The sequence below is a fragment of the Streptomyces sp. NPDC047049 genome, from assembly GCF_040643995.1.
In the GTDB taxonomy this organism is placed as follows: Bacteria; Actinomycetota; Actinomycetes; order Streptomycetales; family Streptomycetaceae; genus Streptomyces; species Streptomyces mooreae.
This window is the reverse complement of the sequence record NZ_JBEYVM010000018.1, coordinates 62,401-84,900: the sequence shown is the minus strand read 5'-3', so window position 1 is coordinate 84,900 and position 22,500 is coordinate 62,401. Positions and strand designations below refer to the sequence as shown.

Here is a 22,500-nt window from a genome sequence, read left to right as displayed (position 1 = left end):
CCGATCCCGGCCGCGGGGGCGAAGTGGCCGCCCGTCACCGCGTGTTGGAGGACATCGACAAGAGGGGCAGCGGACGGACGCGGACCAGGGCACAGCGGGCCAGGGAGAGGAGCGGGCGAGACAACAGTGAGGCAAGGAGGGCAGCGGACGGGGCACAGCGGGCCGGGGCGGCCTGCGGCGGGACGGAGCGACGTGATCAGTCGGCGAGGGCGGGCGTCCAGGACGGGAGCGGTTCGGTGCCGTCCAGCCACGCCTCAGGCGGGTTGCCGCCGCGGCCGGCGGCGACGATGCCGCCGACGATGGCGCAGGTGGTGTCCACATCGCCGCCCGCCTGAGCGGTGGTCCAGAACGCCCGCTCGTAGTTGCCCAGATGCCGGGCCGCGGCCCAGAGGGTGAACGGCACGGTGTCGTGGGCACTGGTGCGCCGCCCGCAGCCCAGGACGGCGGCAACGGTGCCGGAGTCGGCGTAGTCGAGCATGTCCCGGGCGCGGCGCAGCCCGGCTTGTACGGCGCTGCGCGGGATCAGCTCCAGCACACCGTCCAGCAGCTGTTCGGGACCGGTGTCACGGCTCGGGTCGGCCACCAGGGCGGCAGCGGCGGCGACGGCCATGGCGCCGACGACGGCCTCACGGTGCTGGTGGGTGGTGTAGGCGGAGATCTCCGCCTGGTGGGTGGCCTGCTCGGGGTCGTCGGCGTACCAGGCGCCGAGGGGAGCGATGCGCATGGCCGCTCCGTTGCCCCACGAGCCCTGGCCGTTGAAGAGCTCCGACGCCAGCTCGCGCCAGTCGCCGCCCTCGCGGATCAGCCGCAGCATGCGGTTGACGGCCGGGCCGTAGCCACGGTCGAAATCATGGTGGTCGGCGAAGGAGCGCGCGAGGGCGTCCTGGTCGACCCGGCCATGGGCGGTGAGCACGGCCAGGACGGAACAGGCCATCTCGGTGTCGTCGGTCCACTGCCAGGGAGAAGGGGGCAGCGTGCGGCGCTTGAGCGAGGGGTAATGGGCGGGGACGAAGAACTGGGATCCGAGCGCATCACCCACGGAAAGGCCGCGCAGGCTGGCCAGAGCTCGCGCACAGCGGTCTGCGTCACGGTGGTCGGGGTTCATCGCTGTGCACTCTAACCGGTGACGCCGTAAGGCTCGGGTACACACCAGCGCGCGAACGGCCGGTCGAGGGTGTAGCGGCCGTCCGGGCCGAGCAACAGGGTGCGCCACTCCGCGTTGTCCGGATTGGACAGCGACTCGAAGTCGGCCACGGTCCAGTGGAACCAGCGCATACAGAACAGCCGCATGGTGAGACCGTGCGTGACGATGAGGACGTTCGGCGGGTGGTCCGGGTCCTCGAAACTGCGCCAGAGGCTCTCCAGGAACGCCCCGACCCGGTCGTAGACATCCGCACCGGACTCGCCCTGGGCGAAGCGGTAGAAGAAGTGGCCGTAGGCGTCGCGGTAGGCCTTCTGCCGTCGTACGTCGTCGCGGTCCTGCCAGTTTCCCCAGTCCTGCTCGCGCAGCCGGGGCTCCTCGCGCACCCGGACCCTGGCCGGGTCGAGGCCGAGCGCACGAAAGGTCTGATGGGTGCGGCGGTAGGGCGAGACATAGCCGGAGATCCGTTCCGCACCGAACATCTCGCGCAGCGGGCCACCGGCCTCCTTCGCCTGCCGCAGCCCGGCCTCGGTGAGGGCGAGCGCGTGATCGGGCTCCCGCTCGTACACGGTGTCGTCGACATTGCCCGCCGACTCTCCGTGGCGGATGAGGACGATGCGTCGGGGCCGAGCCATGCCGCCAGCCTAAATCTCCTGCTGTGCACCTGCCGTACACCGCAGGAGGGCGCCAGCAGGGCGGTCAGCTCCAGCACCACCCCGGCAATGCCACGGCGGCACGCGGCGAGCAGGCGCCGCCCACAGGACCTGGCGGTGTCGCGTAACGAAATCCGAGCGGACATACTCCCCCCATGTAAACGCAACCTTCGTCGCGTTACGATGAGCGTGACACATCGGTCCGGCTAACGCAAGAGGAGTTGCAATTGTCTGACGAGACGGAGCACGGGAACCGGCGCGAGTCCGGCGATCCCCCGCAGACCCCCGGCACCCGCCGCCCCGGCGGCCGCACGGCCCGCACCCGCGCCGCCGTCCGCGACGCCGTGCTGGCCGGGCTCACCGAGCACGGCTATCCCGGCTTGACCGTCGAATACGTCGCGGAGCACTCCGGCGTGCACAAAACGACGCTCTACCGGCGCTGGAAGGACGTCGAGGGCCTGGTGGCGGACGCCCTCGACCTTGCGGGCGAGGACAGCTGGGTCCCGCCCGACACCGGATCCCTGGAAGGCGATCTGCGTGCGCTGGCACGCGAGGTCGTCGCTTCCTTCACCGACCCGGCGGTGGCCGCATCGGGCTCCGCGATGATCGCCGCCGCCTTCCAGTCGGAGCGGGCGGCCGTGGCGCTGCGTGACTACTACGCAGAGCGGTTCACGCGCTGCGAGGTCCTCGTCGAACGCGCCGTCCGACGCGGCGAATTGCCGGCGGCCCCGGGCACCGTGCCGGCCACGCCGGACGCCACGCCGTCGGCCACCCCCGACACCGCTCCGTCGGACACCGCCCCGCCCGGTCCCGCCTCCCCCGCCGTCCCGGAGAGCGCCATCGACGCCGGCGCGCTCGTCCGTTCCGTCTCCGCTCCGCTCTTCTTCCGCCTTTTCATCACCCGGGAGACGGTGGACGACTCCCACGCCGACCAGGCCGTGGCAGCCACACTGGCCGCCGCCCGCGCCGGGGCGTTCACCACCGGCAGCACCGGCACCGCGCTCGGCACGCCCCCCGGCACATCCGCCGGCGCGGCCCCCTGACCGCGCCGTCCCTCACACCGTCCACGACGGTTCGAGCTGCACCACATCGCCCGCGATCGCCCGGACATCCGCGGCTATCTGGGCCCGCAATGCCAGCCGCTCCACCCGTTCAGGCCGGTACTTCCCCCGCTCGCCGGCCGACTGCCACAGCGACAGCACCAAGAACTCCTCCCCCGGAGCCCGCCCCAGCATCCCCCGCAGCATTCCCGGCGAACCCGCCATCGCGGGGTTCCAGACCTTCTCCTGCATCAGCATGAAGTGCTCCACCCGGTCCGGGCGCACCTGGCAGTGCGCCAGTCGCAGCACATCCACATCGCCGAACGACGGGCGGAATCCCACCTTGACATCAAACTCGTGCTCGAACAGCCGCACTTGGGCGTCCTTGTACGTGCCGGCCTGGGCGGCCGCCAACCGGTCGTGCGAGCGCGCCATGAAGGAGTCGTAAAAGGCCCGGCTCTCCCAGAAGGCCACCAGATGCGCGACGCCCGGCCGCCCCCGGCTCCACCCACCGCCCTGCCCTCGGAATCCCGGCTCACCCAGCAGCCCCGCCCATTTCCGCTGCCCCCGTTCGAACCCTCGACGGTCCACAACGGTGAGGCGAATCCACTTGACCAGCACCGCGCCATCGTACGGCCCAAGAGGGGGGCCGGATCACTGCGCGTCACGTTCCGACCGGCCCGAACTTCCTTACGGGCGCGGGCCGATCGCCGTCAGGACGGCACCGCCACCGCGCCACCGCCTCGTCCGCCCCGGCCGCCCGGGACGCCGGCCTTCCCGGCAGGAGCGCACGGAGCAGGGCGCTTTCCAGCCACCCGAACCCGACGCAAAGCACGGGTGACCAGGGTCAGTTCACTCCGCGCGGGGCCCTCCGGGCGTGGCACGATGGTCAGTCGACGGGAAGTCCCGGGAAGAGGGCCGCGGGCCCGCGTGGGCCTGCGCCACGTCCCCGGGAGATGACGGGAGGGAAGTCCGGTGAACACGTTCAACAAAGGGATCGAGAAGGTCGAGGTAACGCTCCAGTGGGACCCCAGCCCCCTCGGAACGCCGGACAATGACCTCGACATCGTCGCGGCGACCTATACGGCGGACGCGCCGCACGGCGACCCGGCCTATCTGGTGCACTTCGACAGCCGGTCGCCCGACGGGACCATCACCCTCAACCGGGACAGCAGGACCGGCCAGGGCTTCGGCTCCGACGAGATCATGACCCTGGAGCTGGACCGGCTGTCCGACACCTACACCCGGGTGATCGTCGGGGTCGCCATCCAGCAGGGCGAGGGCCGCAAGGTCTTCGGCGACATCCCGAACACGGTCGTACGGATCCGCGAGGGCTACACCGATCTGGCCGAGAACGACTTCGCCGAGGTCGCGGGTGCCACCGCGGCGACGGTGGCCGAATTCACCCGGGACGGGACGGGACAGTGGCGCCTTCGCCCGGCGCTGCGGGGATTCGACACCGACCCGGCCGGGTTCGCCTCACTGATGGGCCGCTGACGGGGAGCGGCGCAGAGACCGGAGCAAGGGCGCGGGCAGGAACCGCGGCACGCACGGGAGCATGCACCGCAGCACGAAGGGGAGGGGACCGGCGCCGGCCGGTCCCCTCCCCTTCGTGCTGCGGCCTGTCCCGGCCCGCGTTCCGCCTCGGCCTGCCTCAGCCCGAGGCGCGGACCCACGCGGAGGGCGAAACCTCCCGCGCGGGCCCGCTCACGCTCAGCTGCAGCCGCTGGTCGACCCGCAGCCCTCGCACAGGTAGCAGCTGCCGGCCCGCTGCATCTTCGTCCCGCAGGAGAAGCACAGCGGCGCGTCGGCATTGATGCCCAGCTGCATCTCGACGAGTTCGGCGTTGGTGTGCGCCTGCTTGGGCGCGGGAACGGCGGCGTCCTCGACGACCTGCACCGCCGGGGTGGACTCGGTCACCGGCTCCGTCCGGCGGGGCGCGGACTGGGCCAGGCCCTCGACGTCCACCTCGTCCTCGGAGGGCTCGTACGAGCCGGTCTCCAGGTGGCGCTGGCGCTCCTCGACGGAGTGGATGCCGAGCGCCGAACGGGTCTCGAAGGGCAGGAAGTCCAGCGCCAGGCGGCGGAAGATGTAGTCGACGATCGACTGCGCCATCCGCACGTCCGGGTCGTCCGTCATGCCGGCCGGCTCGAAGCGCATGTTGGTGAACTTCGAGACGTAGGTCTCCAGCGGCACGCCGTACTGGAGGCCCACGGACACCGCGATGGAGAAGGCGTCCATCATGCCCGCGAGGGTCGAGCCCTGCTTGGACATCTTCAGGAAGACCTCACCGAGACCGTCGTCCGGGTAGGAATTGGCGGTCATGTAGCCCTCGGCGCCGCCGACCGTGAAGGAGGTGGTGATGCCGGGACGGCCCTTGGGGAGGCGCTTGCGCACCGGGCGGTACTCGACGACCTTCTTCTCGGCGACCGGCTCGGCCTTCTTCTCCTCCTCCTTCTTCTTGGCGGAGAGCGGCTGGCCGACCTTGCAGTTGTCGCGGTAGATCGCGAGCGCCTTCAGGCCGAGCTTCCAGCCCTGGAAGTAGACCTCCTCGATCTCCTCGACGGTGGCCGTCTCCGGGACGTTGACCGTCTTGGAGATCGCACCGGAGAGGAAGGGCTGCGCGGCCGCCATCATGCGCACATGGCCCATGGCGGAGATCGAACGCACGCCCATGGCGCAGTCGAAGACCTCGTAGTGCTCGTGCTTGAGGGCGGGGGCGTCGACGACATTGCCGTGCTCGGCGATGTGGGCGACGATCGCCTCGACCTGCTCGGGCAGGTAGCCGAGCCGCTTGAGCGCCTTGGGGACCGTGTTGTTCACGATCTGCATGGAGCCGCCGCCGACCAGCTTCTTGAACTTGACCAGGGCCAGGTCCGGCTCGACGCCCGTGGTGTCGCAGTCCATCATCAGGCCGATGGTGCCGGTCGGGGCCAGCACGGAGGCCTGCGCGTTGCGGAAGCCGTTCTTCTCGCCGAGGCGCAGCACGTCCTGCCAGGCCTCGGTGGCCGCCGCCCACACCGGGGTGTCCAGGTCGTCCATCCGCACCGCGGTGCCGTTGGCGTCGGAGTGCTGCTTCATGACGCGCTTGTGGGCGTCCGCGTTACGGGCGTAGCCGTCGTACGGGCCGACGACCGCGGCCAGCTCGGCGGAGCGCTTGTAGGAGGTGCCCGTCATCAGCGAGGTGATGGCACCGGCCAGCGCGCGGCCGCCGTCGGAGTCGTAGGCGTGGCCGGTGGCCATCAGCAGGGCGCCGAGGTTGGCGTAGCCGATGCCCAGCTGGCGGTAGGCGCGGGTGGTCTCGCCGATCTTCTGGGTGGGGAAGTCGGCGAAGCAGATGGAGATGTCCATCGCGGTGATGACCAGCTCGACGACCTTGGCGAAGCGCTCGGCGTCGAAGGACTGGTTGCCCAGGTCGTCGTCGCGCAGGAACTTCAGGAGGTTGAGCGAGGCGAGGTTGCACGAGGAGTTGTCCAGGTGCATGTACTCGCTGCAGGGGTTGGACGCGGTGATCCGGCCCGACTCCGGCGAGGTGTGCCAGTGGTTGATGGTGTCGTCGTACTGGATGCCGGGGTCGGCGCAGGCCCAGGCGGCATCCGCCATCTTGCGGAAGAGCCCCTTGGCGTCGACCTCCTCGATGACCTCACCGGTCATCCGGCCGCGCAGCCCGAACTTCGAGCCGGACTCGACGGCCTTCATGAACTCGTCGTTGACCCGGACCGAGTTGTTGGCGTTCTGGTACTGGACGGACGTGATGTCGTCGCCGCCCAGGTCCATGTCGAAGCCCGCGTCGCGCAGCGCGCGGACCTTCTCCTCCTCCTTCACCTTGGTCTCGATGAAGGCCTCGACGTCCGGGTGGTCCACGTCCAGGACGACCATCTTGGCCGCACGGCGGGTGGCGCCGCCCGACTTGATCGTTCCGGCGGACGCGTCGGCGCCGCGCATGAAGGAGACCGGGCCGGAGGCGTTGCCGCCGGAGGAGAGCAGCTCCTTGGAGGAGCGGATGCGGGAGAGGTTCAGGCCGGCGCCGGAGCCGCCCTTGAAGATCATCCCCTCTTCCTTGTACCAGTCGAGGATCGACTCCATGGAGTCGTCGACGGAGAGGATGAAGCAGGCGCTGACCTGCTGCGGCTGCTGGGTGCCGACGTTGAACCACACCGGCGAGTTGAAGCTGAAGACCTGGTGGAGCAGGGCGTACGCCAGCTCGTGCTCAAAGATCTCGGCGTCCGCCGGGGAGGCGAAGTAACCGTTCTCCTCGCCGCTCTTGCGGTACGTCTTGACCACGCGGTCGATCAGCTGCTTGAGGCTCGCCTCACGGGTCGGGGACCCCACCGCACCACGGAAGTACTTGCTCGTGACGATATTGACCGCGTTCACCGACCAGAATTCGGGGAACTCGACGCCACGCTGCTCGAAGTTGACCGAGCCGTCGCGCCAGTTGGTCATGACGACGTCACGAGACGCCCACTCCACCTCGTCGTACGGATGCACGCCGGGTGTGGTGTGAATGCGCTCGATACGCAGACCCTTGCTCGCCTTGCTGCCCTTGGCGCGGGAGCCTCGTGCCGGGCCGCTCGTCGTCTCTGTCATGCCGCCTCCCTGTATACGGGCAAACGCCCATATGTGCGCACTCATTCCGTGGCACGGTGTATGTCTTTCCGTACCGGGACGCCCTGCTCTCGCCCCGGTAGAGGTCCTGGATGCGCGCCGAACTCAGTCGGCGGCGGTGGCGGGCACGGGAACGGCCGGGCCGCCGGCCTCCCCGTCGGTCCCGCATTCCGGCCCGGGCGGCCCCTGCTCGCGCTGCTCACGCAGCTCGGCGATGGCCGCCTCGAAGTCCTCGAGTGAATCGAAGGCCCGGTAAACGGACGCGAAGCGCAGGTACGCGACGAGGTCGAGTTCCTGCAGCGGGCCCAGTATGGCGAGCCCGACGTCATGGGTGGAGAGCTCGGCGCTGCCGGTGGCGCGCACCGCCTCCTCGACCCGCTGGCCCAGCTTGGCGAGGGCGTCCTCGGTGACCGGGCGCCCCTGGCACGCCTTGCGCACTCCCGCGATGACCTTGTTGCGACTGAAGGGCTCAGTGACCCCGCTCCGCTTGATCACCATCAGCGACGCCGTCTCGATGGTCGTGAAACGGCGGGAGCAGTCGGGGCACTGGCGGCGCCGGCGGATCGCTGTCCCGTCATCGGTGGTGCGGCTGTCGACGACCCGGCTGTCCGGGTGCCTGCAGAAGGGGCAGTGCATGGCTCCACCCTCCTCACCCTCGATATACGGACGTACGTACGCCAACGAACCCGGCGTACGCCAACAACCTCCGACGGTCCGCGCGGGCCCTTCGGAGCAGCCTCCAGCATAGGCGATTCCCGACCCCCGGAGGGACCAGGGCACCACAACTTCTGGGTGACCGATCGCATCCCACCACTAGATGTGGTGTCGGGGCGCTTACATCTGCCTACCGCGTGTCGTGGCGGCGACGGGCCGGACGGTCGCCCATGAGAGTACGGGAAGCCACCCGGCCGGCGGCGCGGCGGGGCGGAGATGACAGAATCGCCCGGGTCGCGACGACCGGCCGCCGGCCCCCGTCGCGCACCCCTTCACGACCCCCCGCGACCCTTCGCGCGTCGACGGCCCGACGCACCGGAACGGCCGGGACATCCGGGCGCCGGCGCCCTGCCGGGCCGGAATCGCCGCTCGGCCATACACCCAGCCACTCGATCCGGGCAGCCATTCGCCGAATATTTCACTCGAACGTGTGTTTGGCGCAACCTTTCGAAAGCAACTACCGTTGGCTAACTAGGGAGAACATTTCGAGAGGGGCCGACGTGACCACCACCGCAGACAGCGCGACCATCACCGCACAGAGCCACTCCCAGAGCCGGTTCGATCCGCAACAGGCACAGCGGCCGCCGATGGACGACGCCACGTCGGACTCCGAAGAGCAGAAGCCGGCCCGTTCGCTGCCCGGCCGGCCCCCAGGGATCCGGGCCGACAGTTCCGGACTCACCGACCGCCAGCGCAGGGTGATCGAGGTGATCCGGGATTCGGTGCAGCGGCGCGGCTACCCGCCGTCCATGCGCGAGATCGGCCAGGCCGTCGGGCTGTCCAGCACCTCGTCCGTCGCCCACCAGCTCATGGCCCTGGAGCGCAAGGGCTTCCTGCGGCGCGACCCGCACCGCCCCCGGGCGTACGAGGTGCGCGGGTCGGACCAGACCACCGCTGCCGCGACGGAGACCGCCGGAAAGCCCGCCGCCTCCTATGTCCCGCTGGTCGGCCGGATCGCCGCCGGTGGCCCGATCCTCGCGGAGGAATCGGTCGAGGATGTTTTCCCGCTCCCCCGCCAGCTCGTCGGCGACGGCGAACTGTTCGTCCTGAAGGTCGTCGGCGACTCCATGATCGAGGCCGCGATCTGCGACGGCGACTGGGTCACGGTCCGCCGCCAGCCGGTCGCCGAGAACGGCGACATCGTGGCCGCCATGCTGGACGGCGAGGCCACCGTCAAGCGCTTCAAGCGCGAGGACGGCCATGTGTGGCTGCTGCCGCACAACTCCGCGTACCAGCCGATCCCCGGCGACGAGGCGACCATTCTCGGCAAGGTGGTGGCGGTGCTGCGCCGCGTCTGACCCACCCCTCACGACCGGGCCCCGGAACCACTGCGCCGGTTCCGGGGCTTGGTTTTGCCGTCTCCGGGTCAGGGAGCGTCCGCTGCCGGCTGTGCCGCTTCGGGTGCGGGCGCCGCCTTTGCCGCCGCGTCGATGGCGGCGAGGGAGCGGCGGACCTGGTTGCGGTCGGTGGTGTACCAGAAGTCGGGCATCGACTTGCGGAGGAAGGAGCCGTACCGGGCCCGCTCCACCCGGGGGTCGAGGACGGCGACCACACCGCGGTCGCCGGTGGCGCGGACCAGACGGCCGGCGCCCTGCGCCATCAGCAGCGCGGCATGAGTGGCGGCGACCGCCATGAAGCCATTGCCGCCGGCCTCCTCCACGGCCTTCTGGCGAGCGCTCATCAGCGGGTCGTCCGGGCGCGGGAACGGCACCCGGTCCATCACCACCAGCTGGCAGTTCGCACCGGGCACATCGACGCCCTGCCACAGGGACAGCGTGCCGAACAGGCAGGTACGGGCGTCGGAGGCGAAGGCCCGGATCAGCTCGCCCAGCGTCTCCTCGCCCTGGAGCAGGATCGGCACGTCCAGCCGGCCACGCAGCTCCTCGGCCGCGGCCTGGGCGGCGCGCATGGAGGAGAAGAGGCCGAGGGTGCGGCCGCCGGCGGCCTCGATCAGCTCGGTGAGTTCGTCGAGCATGTCGGTGCGGCTGCCCTCGCGGCCCGGCTGGGCGAGGTGCTTGGCGACGTAGAGGATGCCCTGCTTCGAGTAGTCGAAGGGGGAGCCGACGTCCAGGCCCTTCCAGGGCGGGACGTCCTCGCCTTCCGTGCCCTCGGGGGCCAGGCCCAGGGAGGCCGCGACCCCGTTGAAGTCGCCGCCCAGCTTGAGGGTGGCGGAGGTGAGGGTCACCGAGCGGTCGTCGAAAAGCTTCTCGCGCAGCAGGCCCGAGACGGACAGCGGGGCCACGCGGAGGGACGCGCCGAAGCGGTCGTGGCGTTCGTACCAGACCACGTCGTACTCGGAGCCGTTGGCGATGCGCTCGGCGACGGCGTGGACGTTCTCCAGCGAGGCGAGGGCCTGCTTGCGGACGGCGTCCTCGTCCTGGACCGACTTGTCCCGCGTCGAGCCGAGCGCCGAGATGACCGTACGGGCCGCGTCCCGCAGTGCCATCAGGCAGTAGCCGAGATCTTCGGGGATCTCTTCGAGGCGGCCGGGCAGGGCCGGCTCCATCAGGCGCTCGAAGGTCTCCGACGCGGTCTGGAGCTGGTCGGCGGCCTTTTCGTTGACGAGCTTGGCGGCCCGGCGGACGGCACGGTTGACCTGGCCGGGGGTGAGCTCGCCGGTGGCGACGCCGGTGACCCGGGAGACCAGCTCATGGGCCTCGTCGATGATCAGGACCTCGTGCTGCGGGAGGACCGGGGCGCCCTCGATCGCGTCGATGGCGAGCAGCGCGTGGTTGGTGACGACGACATCGGCGAGCTTGGCGCGCTCCCGGGCCGCCTCGGCGAAGCACTCCGCGCCGTAGGCGCACTTCGAGGCGCCCAGGCACTCCCGGGAGGAGACCGAGACCTGGCCCCAGGCCCGGTCGGAGACGCCGGGGGTCAGCGCGTCACGGTCGCCGGTCTCGGTCTCGTCCGCCCAGTCGCGCAGCCGCAGCAGGTCCTTGCCGAGCTTGCTGGTCGGCGTCGCCTGCTCGAAGACGTCGAAGAGCCCGTCCTCCTCTTCCTGGGGGACGCCCTCGTGGAGGCGGTGCAGGCACAGGTAATTGGAGCGGCCCTTGAGCATGGCGAACTCGGGACGACGGCGCAGCAGCGGATGCAGCGCCTCGACCGTGCGCGGCAGATCGCGCTCGACGAGCTGGCGCTGCAGCGCCAGGGTGGCCGTGGCGACCACCACTCTCTCGCCGTGCGCGAGCGCCGGCACCAGATAGCCGAGCGACTTTCCGGTGCCGGTGCCGGCCTGCACCAGCAGATGGGCCTGTTCGTCCACGGCCTCGGCGACGGCCTCGGCCATCGCCACCTGGCCGGGGCGCTCGGTGCCGCCGACGGCGGTGACGGCGGCGTGGAGCAGATCGGGGAGAGAGGGCTTCGTCATAGCGTGGCAAGCCTACGCGGGACCACTGACAGCCGGTCCGGTCACGGGTGGTGGAGGGGATTGGGGACGGTGCCGTGCACGGCCGCGTGCGGGCGGTCACGGCGGTCCCGGTAGCCGTCCACATGCAGACGGTTGCGGTTCAGGCACAGCCGCTCGATGCGCGGGGTGAGCAGGTCGAAGGTCTCGTACCGCTCCTTGAGGGCCGGGAAGCGCTCGTGGTGGCGCAGGATCTCTGCCCGTACGAGTGACCAGAACGCGGCCTCGGGGACGTCCAGTTGGTCCGCGCACAGCGGTGCGAGGTAACGGAAGACGCCGACGAACAGGCCGGAGTGGATGAACTGGGTGAGGAAGGAGGGCGGTTCGGTCAGCAGCACCGCCCGTACATCGTCCGGCATGGAGTCGTGTTCGGGGAGCGGCCGGGAGCTGGTGTTGACGTCGTCGACGAAGTCCTTGACCGCGAGACGGGTGGGGACGTCGTGCTCGTCGAAGACGACGATGGCGTTCTCGCCGTGCGGGGAGAAGACGGTGCCGTACCGGTAGAGGAAGTGCAGCAGGGGCGGCAGCAGGGCGGCGAACAGCCGGGCCAGCCAGTCGCCCGGGGCCAGCCCCGAGCGGTGCACCAGCTCGGCGGTCAGGGCGCGGCCCTGGGGATCGGTCTGCAGCAGCGCGGCCAGGGTGCGGGCGCGTTCACCGGGATCCAGATGGCAGCTCACCGGCTCGCGCCAGATGCAGCCCAGCAGCTCCTTGAACTGGTACGGGACGCCGGGGAGCCGGTCGTAGAGGGGGTGCTCGACGGTGACCGAGGCGGTCTCGCCGAGCAGGATGACCCGGGTCTCGTCGCGGAGATAGGGGTCTGCGTCGCGCAGGCCGTGGACCCAGCGGGTGACGGCGGGCGCGGCGAGCGTGCGCTCGGTGGGCAGCCCGCGCCAGACGAGGGTGTTGAGGATGGACAGCGGCAGTTTGACCGTACGGGCCCGGGGGCGGCTGAGGTTGAGGAAGGTACGGATCGACTGCTGCGGCAGGCGGAGGTCGTTGTCAGTGGGCAGCGCGATGATGGATCTGTCGGCGAGCTGCGGGGCGAAGAGCGGGGCGATGGTCTCGTCCCACTGCCAGGGGTGGACGGGGAGGTAGAGGTAGTCGTCGGGGTCGTGGCCCTCGCCGGCGATGGTGCGGGCGAAGGCGTGCCGGGTGGCGGGGGCCAGCTCCTCGCCGTAGAGACGGTCGGGGGTGGCCAGGGTGGGGATACCGCGGTAGTGGGCGATGCTGTGGTGCGCGGCGAGCCAGGGCAGGCGCTGGGGTGTGCGGGCTTCGGGAGCCCAGGTCGCCGCGTCGTGCGCGGAGAAGCCGAGCCGGCCCTTGTTCGCGACGAGCCAGGGGTGGCCGGTCTGGTGGCCTTCGAGGGTGGCGTAGTCCAGCTCGGCGAGGTCGGCGGCGCTGACGGCGGTGGCGTCGAGCCGGGTGTCGGCGGCGAGGGTGGCGGTCAGCTCGCGGACGAGGTGACCGGTGGTGTCGCCGGACAGGCCCAGCACGGTGTCGTGCGCGTGGGTGAGGAAGCGGAAGGGGTCGGCGTCGGGGGTGATCGAATCGGGGTCGACGCGCCAGTGGCCGTAGGCGCCGCGGCGGGCTCTGAAGCGGTAGACCAGGCCGTCGGTGACCGGCAGGCGGTATTGCGGGGTGCCGTCGGGTGCGGTGCCGTCGGCCTCGGGGGTCAGGACTTCCTCGTACGCGAACTCCGCCAGGATCTTGGCGAACAGTCGGCGCGCGGCGTGCTGCCAGGCGCTGTGCGAAGGCTGGGGCTCGGGCGACAAGGCGGGCTCCTCGAAGCGGGACCGCCCCGGCACGTACGGGGGACAACCGGGGCAGCGGGGGTGGACGGCGGACCGGAAGGGGGCCGTCGGCGGACGGCGCCGGGGTCAGAGCAGGTGGCGGTGGGCGCGGTCGCGGACCATCAAGGCAGCGCGTTTTCCGGGCAGTTCGATCTCGTCGCCGTAGCGGAATCCGGCGCTCAGGAAGGCCGCGACGGAGGCGGTGTTGCGCAGATCGGGCTCGGCGAGGACCCGTGCGCACCGCGGCCGGTGGTCGAGTACGAGGTCGGCGACGGCGCGCAGCAGCGTGCCGCCCAGCCCGCGGCCCCGGTCGCCGGCGCCGCCGATGAGCAGATGGATTCCGGTGTCCTCGGGCCGGGCCGGATAGCAGCGGGCGAGGGGGTCCAGATCCGCGCGGTAGATCTCCCAGTAGCTCATCGGGACACCGGCCAGCACCCCCAGGCAGGGCACGCTGCGGCCGTCGCCGTCGAGCTGGGCGCGCAGATGGGCCGCGGTGGTCTCCGGCGGGCCCGCCAGTTCCCAGAAGGCCGCCACCGCCGGATCGTTCATCCAGCCGGTGATCCGGTCGAGATCGCGGGCGAGCCGGACGGGGACGAGCGCGAACGGCCCCGCGGGGGTGTCGGCCGCCCCCCAGCCCGCCGGGTTGTCGAGCAGCGGCCCGGCGGCCGGGGCGTCCGGCGGCGCCTGCGGCCCGCGTCCCCCGGCGAACAGCGCACCGAACTCGGGCGGGAGCTGCAGGTCGAGGGTGTCATCGGAGCTGGAGCCGAGGCCGGAATCGGTGGGTGGCACGGCGACTCTCCTCTCGTGGCCGCGTGCCGCGTGGCTGGTGGGTCGCGGGGCGCCGGGGGCGGGGGCTGAAGGCTGTTGGCGGAGGGTGCGGTGGGCGGCTAGGGGGCGAGGGGGTTGGGCAGGGTGACGTAGACGGACTGGGTTTCGACCGGGCCGACGAGTTCGTCCAGGCCGTGCAGGCGGGTCGCCAGGTTGGCCTTGCAGCGCAGCGTGCGGGCGGCGAGCAGCTGTTCCGGGAGCGGCGAGCGGTGCGCGCGGGGGGCAGCGGCGGCATCGGCGAGGAACCGCCGGAAGGCGGCGAGCAGGATCTCCTCGCGGACCAGGCGCTGGGAGCCGAAGGCGCCGATCAGGCCGAGGACGTTGTTGATGCCGAGGTAGTAGGCGAAGCGTTCGTCGGTGACGTCGTCGGCGACGAAGCTGTCGCCGGCCACGCCGATACCGGGCAGCCGCCGCTCCAGCTCGGCGCGGCGGGAGGTGCGGAAGTAGTAGCCCTGGTTGTCGCGGTAGCGGCCGCCGACCGGCCAGCCGTCGGGGTCCAGCAGCACCACGGTGTTCTGCTGGTGGGCTTCGAGCACGACACCGGCCGTGCCGTCGAGCCACAGCACGGGCCGTACGACTGCTTCCAGGTAGCGCAGGAACCACTCGGTGGCCACGGCTCCCAGGGGGCGGCCGGTGCGCGCGCCGAGCGTGCCGACGAGGTCTTCGAGCCGGGAACGCACGCCCGAGCGGCCGGGCCAGGGCCGCGGGGAGGTGAGGCCGGCGATGCACACGGCGTCGTCGGTGGTGCTGAAGGGGTTGTGCCGGATGACGGCGTCGAGGCCCTGGACGGGTGCCCCCTCGAAGCCGTCGACGGCGAGGTAGGCCGGGTCGCGGACGATGTCGAAGCCGGGGTGGACGGTCTGCCACTGCTCGGCGAGGCCGGTGCGCAGCAGCCGGTGCACCTCGACGCCGCGGGCCAGTTCCTTGCGGAGGTTTTCCCGGCGGGAGTTGGTGATGCGCAGCCCGAGGGAGAGCTTCAGCATGGCGTTCGCGCCGGGGCGGTAGACCGTGCGGACGGAGGAGGTGGGGTGCCAGAGCGGGCCGTGGGCGCCGAGGTCGTGGAGCAGGCCGGCTTCGCGGAGGGCGGCGATGTCGGGACGGTCGGCGAGCTCCCTGGCCTGCCAGGGGTGCACCGGCAGGGGCACGGTGTCGTCGGGGAGCCGGAGGCCGTCCCCGGCGAGGTCCCTGGCCAGCTGCTCGGCCGGTACGGGCTTGCCGCGTTCGGTCCAGGCGGAGTCGGCGGCCAGCACGGAGCGGTGCACGGCCGTCCAGTGGAGCGGGAAGGCGCCGCGGAGTTCGGGCGAATAGGCGCGGGTCTCGGCCTCGGAGAGCCCTTCGCGGCTCTTGGGGGTGGGGTGCAGCGGGTGGCCGAGGAGGAGGGACTGCTCGGCTTCGAGGAAGAGGGCGCCGTGGTCGTCGGCGGGCCGGGCCCGCCGGTCGGTGAGGAAGAGGGCGACGTTGCGTACGGAGTTGGCGACCCGGCCGATGAGTTCGGCGCCGCCGCCGTCCGGTGCCGGGCGGCGCATACCGTCCGAATCCGGCCGCTCGTCGGCGTCCGCCACCCGGTGCTCGCCGCCGTCGGAGGCCCGGCGGTCGCCGTAGGCGGCCTCCCGGCGCAGCAGCGCGGCGAGGGTGACGGCGTCCAGCGGGGCGGCACCGGCCGGGGCGCCGTCGAGGGTGGGGGCGCCCAGGCGGTGCCAGCCCGTGGGCGACCAGTAGCGGACGGGGATGTGCAGGGCGCCCGCGGCGGCGCGCAGGGGGATCGCCACCTCGCCCTCGGCGGGGTGATGAGTGGTGCCGCTCTCCCGGAGCCAGCAGCGCAGCAGGTGCTCGATGCCCGCGGCGTCGGCGGCGATCGCCGGGTCCGGGTGGTCGAGGGGGTCGTGGTCACCGGACACCCGGACGCGGTCGTAGGGGCCGGGGGCGGCCCGGTCCGGTGCCTCGTGGGTCTGCTGGTGGCAGGCGGTGTCGGGGGCGCGCCGTTGCTGGCGGGGTACCGACTCGATGGTGCCCGCGCCCTGGTGGGCGGGGATGCGCTCGGCGGGCTGGCCGCCGTCGGGGCCGGGGCGTTCGTTCATGGGGAGGTGCCTCGCATTGTCGTGGGGGACGAGCCCGTCGGCCCGGGGGTGGTGCGGACCGCCGCCGTGAGGGCGTCGGCGAGGCGGTCGAGGATGGCGTCCGCCTGTTCGTCGGTGATGGTCAGGGGTGGCAGCAGCCGGACGACGGCGGACTGCCTGCCGCCCAGTTCGACGATCAGGCCGCGGTCCAGGCAGGCGTGCTGGACGGCCGCCGCGAGCTGCGGGTCGGCGGGGCGGGCGCCCGTGGCGTCGGCGTCGGCGGTGCGGTCGACGAGCTCGATGCCGAGCATCAGTCCGCGGCCGCGGACGTCGCCGACGCAGTCATGGGCGGCGGCGAGGGAGGTGAGGCGGTCGAGCATCCGGGCGCCGAGCTCCGCGGCGCGCCGGTCGAGGCCGTTCGTGCGGACGTAGGCGAGGGTGGCGGCGCCGGCGGCCATGGCGAGCTGGTTGCCGCGGAAGGTGCCGGCGTGCGCGCCGGGCTGCCAGGCGTCGAGTTCCTCGCGGTAGACGATCACGGCGAGCGGCAGGCTGCCGCCGATCGCCTTCGACAGCACGATCACATCGGGCACGATGCCGCTGTGGTCGACCGCCCAGAAGGCGCCGGTGCGGCCGACGCCGGTCTGGACCTCGTCCACGATCAGCGGGATCCGCCGGTCGGCGGTGATCTCCCGCATCCGCCGCAGCCAGCCGTCCGGCGCGGGGATCACGCCGCCCTCGCCCTGGACGGGTTCCAGGATCATCCCGGCCGGCCGGGGCACGCCGCTCCTTGGGTCGTCGAGCAGGCTCTGGGTCCAGCGCGCGGCGAGCTCGGCGCCGCGCTCGCCGCCGGTCTGGAAGGGGCACCGGTAGTCGTACGGGTAGGGCAGCCGGACCACGCTGGTGTGCTGCGCTCCCCCGGAGGCGGCGAGCGCTTCCGAGGTCATGCCGTGGTAAGCACCGGAGAACGCCATCAGGCCGTCCCGGCCGGTCGCGGTGCGGACGAGTTTGAAGGCGGCCTCCACTGCGTCCGTGCCGGCCGGGCCGCAGAACTGGATGCGCCCCTTTTCGGCCAACTCCCGTGGCAGGGTGGCGAAGAGCTCGGTGGTGAAGGCGTCCTTGACGGGGGTGGCCAGGTCGAGGACGTGCAGCGGTGCGCCGGAGTCGAGGACCGTCCGGATCGCTTCGAGCACCACCGGGTGGTTGTGGCCGAGCGCCAGGGTGCCGGCGCCGGAGAGGCAGTCGAGATAGCGCCTGCCGTCGGCACCCTCGATGGTCAGTCCGCGGGCGCGCACCGGGACGATGGGCAGCGAGCGCGCGTAGGTACGGGCGGCGGACTCGCGCAGGGACTGCCGCCGCAGGATCCCCTCATGGGCCGGCGGCGCTGCCGCCGGCACGGTTTCGGTCAACACCACGGCAGTTGTGTCCTCCTGCTGGTGAGCTGCGGAATGCCGCGCGGGCTGGGGGCAGCCCGGCCGTCCCCCGTACGTACCAACGACGGCGGCGACCCGGGATCACGGTTGTCGGCAAGATCCTTGATGGCGTGGAACCGGGGACCCGAGTACCGCCGTCCCCATCGTCACCGGCATAGTGGGGTGTTGCGCCGGGATCTTGAGGTTCATGACAAAGACCGGACCGGTGCCCACCGAACGAGCCACACCGGCTCGGTCCGAATTCATCAGGGGGAGCTCACCCATGCGATCCATACGTCGGCCAGTCCTGGCCGCCGCCGCCCTCACCGCTGTCGTGGCGCTCACCGCCACCGGCTGCGGGCCCGAGAGCGACAACGCGGACGCCAAGCCCGACCAGTCCGCGGCGCAGGACTCCACGGGCGGGGGTGACTTCAAGATTCCTCAGGACATCCAGGACAAGCTCAAGGAGCACGGCTTCGACCTGGACAAGTGGAAGAACGGCGAGTGGAAGAACTGGAACCGCGACAAGTGGCTCCGGGAGGCCGGGGAGTTCATCAACCCGATCATCAAGGACTTCTGGGACAAGGACAAGATCGACAAGGTCAAGCCGCCCCAGGACCCCAGCAAGCCCGAGGACATCTCGGAGGACCAGGGCAAGACCGACCCCGATCCCGCCGCCGTTCCGGCCCAGGCCGTCAAGACCCCGTACACCTCGACCGCTCCCGGTGTGGGCCTGCTGCTGTTCAGCACCCCCGAGGGCGGGTCGCGCTGCTCGGCCACCGTGGTCAAGGACCCAGCGCACCCCGGTAAGTCCAACCTCGTGTGGACCGCGGCGCACTGTGTGCACGCCGGCAAGAACGGCGGCTGGTACCGCAACATGATGTTCGTGCCGAACTTCAACAGGACCGGCGGCAGCGCCGCGCAGTTGAAGGGCAAGCCCTACGAGGACCGCGTCCCGTCGGGCAAGTGGTGGGCGGACGACATGGCGACGTCGCAGCAGTGGATCAAGGCCGGCGGCGCCGTTCCGGGCGTGCCGATGGCTCCGTACGACTTCGCGCTGATGCATGTGAAGCCCGAGGAGAGCACGGGCGGCAAGTCGCTGGAGGAGGTCGCCGGCGGTGCGTACGCGGTGGACTTCAACGCACCCGCGATGGCCAAGATCCCGAGCCTGACCGCGCAGGGCTACCCCGCCGAGCCGCCGTTCGACGGTGCGGCGCAGCAGCAGTGCACCGACAAGCCGACGCGTCTGTCGATGGACGCCCAGAAGCCGACCATGTACCGGATCGGCTGCACCATGACCGGCGGTTCCTCCGGCGGTCCCTGGTTCGCCAAGGGCAAGGACGGCAAGCCGGAGCTGATCTCCAACATGTCGATGGGGCCGCGCCCGGCCCGCTGGTCCGCCGGTCCCCACCTGGGTCCCGAGGCCAAGAGCATCTTCGACGCCATGAGCAAGAAGTGGGCCACCAAGCAGTAGGCGGGTGAGACGGTTGGCGCCGGGGACGGCGCCGCCCGCACCTCGCGCAGGAGCATGACGAAGGCCTGCCCCCGGTTTCCCCGGGGGCAGGCCTTCGTGCGTGGTGTGGCGCGCGGCGGCTACGCCGCGGGGACGAAGCGCTGGAGTTCGGCGGCCAGCTCCTCGTGGACCCGTGCCTTGAGGACGGTGCCGTCCGCGGTGTGCTCCTCGGAGATGACCTCGCCCTCGGCGTGCGCCCGCGAGACCAGGGCGCCGTGGGTGTACGGCACCAGCACCTCGATCTCGACGCGCGGCCGGGGGAGCTCCTCGTCCAGCAGGGCCAGCAGTTCGTCCAGGCCCTGGCCGGTCCGGGCCGAGACCGCGAGGGCGTGCTTCTCCTGGCGCAGCAGTCGCTGCAGTACCAGCGGGTCGGCCGCGTCGGCCTTGTTGACGACCACGATCTCGGGCACGTCCGTCGCGCCCACGTCGCGGATCACCTCGCGGACCGCGGCCAGCTGCTCCTCGGGCACCGGGTGTGAGCCGTCGACCACGTGCAGGATGAGATCGGACTCGCCGACCTCCTCCATCGTGGAGCGGAACGCCTCGACGAGGTGGTGGGGCAGGTGCCGGACGAAGCCGACGGTGTCGGCGAGGGTGTAGAGCCGCCCGCTGGGCGTCTCGGCCCGCCGGACGGTGGGGTCCAGGGTGGCGAACAGGGCGTTCTCCACCAGCACACCGGCGCCGGTGAGGCGGTTGAGCAGGGAGGACTTGCCGGCGTTGGTGTAGCCGGCGATGGCGACCGAGGGGACCTTGTGGCGCCGGCGCTCCTGGCGCTTGATGTCCCGGCCGGTCTTCATCTCCGCGATCTCCCGGCGCATCTTCGCCATCTTCTCGCGGATCCGCCGCCGGTCCGTCTCGATCTTGGTCTCACCGGGACCACGGGTGGCCATACCGCCGCCCGCCGAACCGGAGCCACCGCCACCCATCTGCCGGGACAGGGACTGGCCCCAGCCGCGGAGCCGGGGAAGCATGTACTGCATCTGCGCCAGCGAGACCTGCGCCTTGCCCTCCCGGGACTTGGCGTGCTGGGCGAAGATGTCGAGGATCAGGGCGGTCCGGTCGACCACCTTGACCTTGACGACGTCCTCGAGGTGGATCAGCTGGCCCGGGGAGAGCTCACCGTCACACACCACGGTGTCCGCCCCGGATTCCAGCACGATGTCGCGCAGCTCCAGCGCCTTGCCCGAGCCGATGTACGTGGCGGGGTCGGGCTTGTCGCGGCGCTGGATGACGCCGTCGAGCACCATGGCGCCCGCGGTCTCGGCGAGGGCGGCGAGCTCGGCGAGGGAGTTCTCGGCCTCCTGGACCGTGCCGGAGGTCCAGACGCCGACGAGCACCACGCGTTCCAGGCGGAGCTGCCGGTACTCGACCTCGGTGACGTCCTCGAGCTCGGTGGAGAGACCCGCCACACGGCGTAGCGCGGCACGGGCCGAACGGTCGTACTGGTCGCCGTCACGCTCCCCGTCGATCTCGTGGCTCCAGGCGACGTCCTCTTCCATCAGGGCGTTGGCCCGAAGGCTCTCGGGGAGGCGCTGCCGGTCCTGCGGAAGGGAAGAAGAGGAGGTCATTTGATCCTTTGTGTCGTCGGTGAGCCCTCGCGGGGACCTGGTGTTCCCGCCGGGACTGTCGGTGGTGCGGCGACCGCCGCGGCGCTGCCGCGGCCGTCGCTGGTGACAACGTCCGAGCGGTCCCGGAGATTCCCGGGCCGGCCGGTGCCGTCCCGACGATATTCCCACGCCACGGGAAGGCCGTCACACGGGTTTCCCGGGGTGTGCGGCGGCTGCCCTGGGCGCGGGGGTCTTGGCGGGCGCCCCGGTGGAGCCGGGGCCGGCGGCGGCCCCCTTGGGCCCGAGGCCGGCGCCCGCCCCCTTGGGGTGCCCGACCTTCGCGACGGCCTTGGGGTGCCCGGGCTTTGCCGCGGGCCCCTTGTGCTGCCACTCCGGATGCCCCGGCACCGGCGGGGTCCGGTCGCCGTAGAGCCAGTCCTGGAAGAAGCCGGTGAGGTCCTGCCCGGCGACCTGGGAGGACAGCTGCACGAAGTCGGCGGTGTCCGCCACGCCGTCGCGGTGCCGCTGGACCCAGGTGCGCTCCAGGCGGTCGAAGGCGGCGGTGCCGATCTTCTGCCGCAGGGCGTACAGGACCAGCGCGCTGCCGTCGTAGACGACGGGGCGGAAGATGCCGATCTTCTGTCCCGGGCGCGGGGCCTTGGGCGCGGCGGGCGGCCCGCCCTCGGCGCGCCAGCCGTCGGACTCCTGGTACGCATGGCGCATACGGGCTTCCAGGGTGGCCCGGCCGTTGCTCCTCTCCTGGGCGTACAGGGCCTCGTACCAGGTGGCATGGGCCTCGTTGAGCCAGACGTCGGACCAGCGGCGCGGGCTGACGCTGTCGCCGAACCACTGGTGGGCCAGCTCGTGCAGCATCACCGACTCCACGTACCAGGCGGGCAGCCGGTCGGTGGTGAACATGGCCTTCTCGAAGAGCGAGAGGGTCTGGGTCTCCAGCTCGAAGCCGGTCCTGGCGCTGGCGATCAGCACCCCGTACGTCTCGAAGGGGAAGGGGCCGATCTTGCGCTCCATCCAGGCGATCTGGGCCGGGGTCTTCGCCAGCCAGGGCGCCAGGGCCCGGCGGTGTGCGGTGGGGACCACATCGCGGACGGGCAGGCCGTGCGGTCCGTGCCGCAGCACCACGCTGGACTTCCCGAGGGAGACCTGCGCCAGTTCGGTGGCCATGGGGTGGGTGGTGCGATAGGTCCAGGTGCGGCGCCCCGCGCGGGCACCGGGGCTCAGGGGCAGCCCGTTGGCGACGGCGGTCAGTTCCTGCGGCGCGGTGATGTGGAAGGTGAAGAGCGCCTTGTCGGAGGGGTGGTCGTTGCAGGGGAAGACGCGGTGCGCGGCGTCCGCCTGGTTGGCCATCGCCAGACCGTCGGAGGTACGGAGCCAGCCGCCGTCCCCCTTGCCGCGGGGCTCGCTGGTGTGCTCGATGGAGATCTTCACCTCCTGGCCGCTCGAGATGTGGAAGGCCGGGGTGAGCACCAGGTCCTCGTCGTGCTGCTGGTGCGCGGCGGGCAGGCCGCCGATCTCCGCGGAGCGTACGGTGCCGCGGGCGAAGTCGAGGTTGACGTGGTCGAGCTCGGTGGTGGCGCGGGCGGTGATCACGGTGGTGGCGTTCAGCGGCCGGTCGTTGTGGCCGGAGTAGTCCAGGGAGATGTCGTAGGAGGTGACGTCGTAGCCGGTGTTGCCGAGCAGGGGGAAGAGCCGGTCGCCGAGGCCCTGGGGCCCCAGGGACGGCGGTACGGCCATACCGAGGGTGGCGAGCGCGGCCAGCCCGAGGGCGGCGGCCCG

16 protein-coding genes are annotated in these 22,500 nt (G+C 71.7%); 4 read left to right on the top strand and 12 right to left on the bottom strand.

Annotated elements, in window-relative coordinates:
- Nucleotides 1-196 precede the first annotated feature (196 nt).
- Both ABZ851_RS29545 and ABZ851_RS29540 read right to left on the bottom strand, forming a co-directional pair.
- Nucleotides 197-1,105: an ADP-ribosylglycohydrolase family protein gene (locus ABZ851_RS29545; RefSeq protein WP_336053868.1), complete on the bottom strand. Its 909-nt coding sequence runs from the start codon at nt 1,103-1,105 to the stop codon at nt 197-199.
- Between the two features lie 11 nt (nt 1,106-1,116).
- Nucleotides 1,117-1,776, bottom strand: a complete 660-nt coding sequence (locus tag ABZ851_RS29540) for a histidine phosphatase family protein (protein WP_336053866.1) — start codon at nt 1,774-1,776, stop codon at nt 1,117-1,119.
- Between the two features lie 245 nt (nt 1,777-2,021).
- On the opposite strand from ABZ851_RS29540, the gene ABZ851_RS29535 reads away from it, so the two are divergent.
- A complete protein-coding gene (locus tag ABZ851_RS29535) occupies nt 2,022-2,837 on the top strand; it encodes a TetR/AcrR family transcriptional regulator (RefSeq protein WP_361133766.1) in 816 nt (271 codons plus the stop codon).
- A 12-nt stretch (nt 2,838-2,849) separates the two neighbouring features.
- Here ABZ851_RS29535 and ABZ851_RS29530 read toward each other — a convergent pair whose 3' ends face one another.
- Nucleotides 2,850-3,455: a YdbC family protein gene (locus tag ABZ851_RS29530; protein WP_361133763.1), complete on the bottom strand. Its 606-nt coding sequence runs from the start codon at nt 3,453-3,455 to the stop codon at nt 2,850-2,852.
- A 354-nt stretch (nt 3,456-3,809) separates the two neighbouring features.
- On the opposite strand from ABZ851_RS29530, the gene ABZ851_RS29525 reads away from it, so the two are divergent.
- Entirely contained in the window at nt 3,810-4,331 is a 522-nt protein-coding gene (locus tag ABZ851_RS29525; RefSeq protein WP_336053860.1) for a TerD family protein, read from the top strand.
- A 216-nt stretch (nt 4,332-4,547) separates the two neighbouring features.
- Here the strand turns inward: ABZ851_RS29525 and ABZ851_RS29520 are convergent, their stop codons facing one another.
- Complete coding sequence (locus ABZ851_RS29520; protein WP_361133760.1) at nt 4,548-7,424, bottom strand: vitamin B12-dependent ribonucleotide reductase; 2,877 nt, start codon at nt 7,422-7,424, stop codon at nt 4,548-4,550.
- A gap of 123 nt (nt 7,425-7,547) precedes the next feature.
- Complete coding sequence (gene nrdR / locus ABZ851_RS29515; RefSeq protein ID WP_361133757.1) at nt 7,548-8,078, bottom strand: transcriptional regulator NrdR; 531 nt, start codon at nt 8,076-8,078, stop codon at nt 7,548-7,550.
- 578 nt (nt 8,079-8,656) lie between these two features.
- On the opposite strand from nrdR, the gene lexA reads away from it, so the two are divergent.
- Nucleotides 8,657-9,454: a transcriptional repressor LexA gene (lexA, locus tag ABZ851_RS29510; protein ID WP_088800415.1), complete on the top strand. Its 798-nt coding sequence runs from the start codon at nt 8,657-8,659 to the stop codon at nt 9,452-9,454.
- Between the two features lie 68 nt (nt 9,455-9,522).
- On the opposite strand, the gene ABZ851_RS29505 is transcribed toward lexA, so the two are convergent.
- The 5 genes from ABZ851_RS29505 to ABZ851_RS29485 all read right to left on the bottom strand — a co-directional run bounded on the left by ABZ851_RS29505 (nt 9,523) and on the right by ABZ851_RS29485 (nt 17,649).
- On the bottom strand, nt 9,523-11,526 hold the full coding sequence (locus ABZ851_RS29505; RefSeq protein ID WP_361133753.1) for an ATP-dependent DNA helicase: 2,004 nt from the start codon (nt 11,524-11,526) through the stop codon (nt 9,523-9,525).
- A gap of 41 nt (nt 11,527-11,567) precedes the next feature.
- Entirely contained in the window at nt 11,568-13,334 is a 1,767-nt protein-coding gene (locus tag ABZ851_RS29500; protein ID WP_361133750.1) for an IucA/IucC family siderophore biosynthesis protein, read from the bottom strand.
- 105 nt (nt 13,335-13,439) lie between these two features.
- Nucleotides 13,440-14,141, bottom strand: a complete 702-nt coding sequence (locus tag ABZ851_RS29495; RefSeq protein ID WP_361133746.1) for a GNAT family N-acetyltransferase — start codon at nt 14,139-14,141, stop codon at nt 13,440-13,442.
- 98 nt (nt 14,142-14,239) lie between these two features.
- Nucleotides 14,240-16,258 (bottom strand): IucA/IucC family protein, encoded by a 2,019-nt coding sequence (locus ABZ851_RS29490; RefSeq protein WP_361133743.1) that lies wholly within the window; start codon nt 16,256-16,258, stop codon nt 14,240-14,242.
- Nucleotides 16,255-17,649 (bottom strand): diaminobutyrate--2-oxoglutarate transaminase family protein, encoded by a 1,395-nt coding sequence (locus ABZ851_RS29485; protein ID WP_361133740.1) that lies wholly within the window; start codon nt 17,647-17,649, stop codon nt 16,255-16,257. The genes ABZ851_RS29490 and ABZ851_RS29485 overlap by 4 nt, the downstream gene beginning before the upstream one ends.
- Nucleotides 17,650-17,929: 280 nt before the next feature.
- Between ABZ851_RS29485 and ABZ851_RS29480 the strand changes: the two genes are divergently transcribed.
- Nucleotides 17,930-19,120 carry a hypothetical protein gene (locus tag ABZ851_RS29480; protein ID WP_336052862.1) on the top strand — a complete coding sequence of 397 codons (1,191 nt, stop codon included), beginning with the start codon at nt 17,930-17,932 and terminating at the stop codon, nt 19,118-19,120.
- Between the two features lie 119 nt (nt 19,121-19,239).
- Here ABZ851_RS29480 and hflX read toward each other — a convergent pair whose 3' ends face one another.
- Nucleotides 19,240-20,727 (bottom strand): GTPase HflX, encoded by a 1,488-nt coding sequence (hflX, locus tag ABZ851_RS29475; RefSeq protein ID WP_361133737.1) that lies wholly within the window; start codon nt 20,725-20,727, stop codon nt 19,240-19,242.
- Nucleotides 20,728-20,910: 183 nt separating this feature from the next.
- Entirely contained in the window at nt 20,911-22,458 is a 1,548-nt protein-coding gene (locus ABZ851_RS29470) for a M1 family metallopeptidase (RefSeq protein ID WP_361133910.1), read from the bottom strand.
- Between the last annotated feature and the right edge of the window lie 42 nt (nt 22,459-22,500).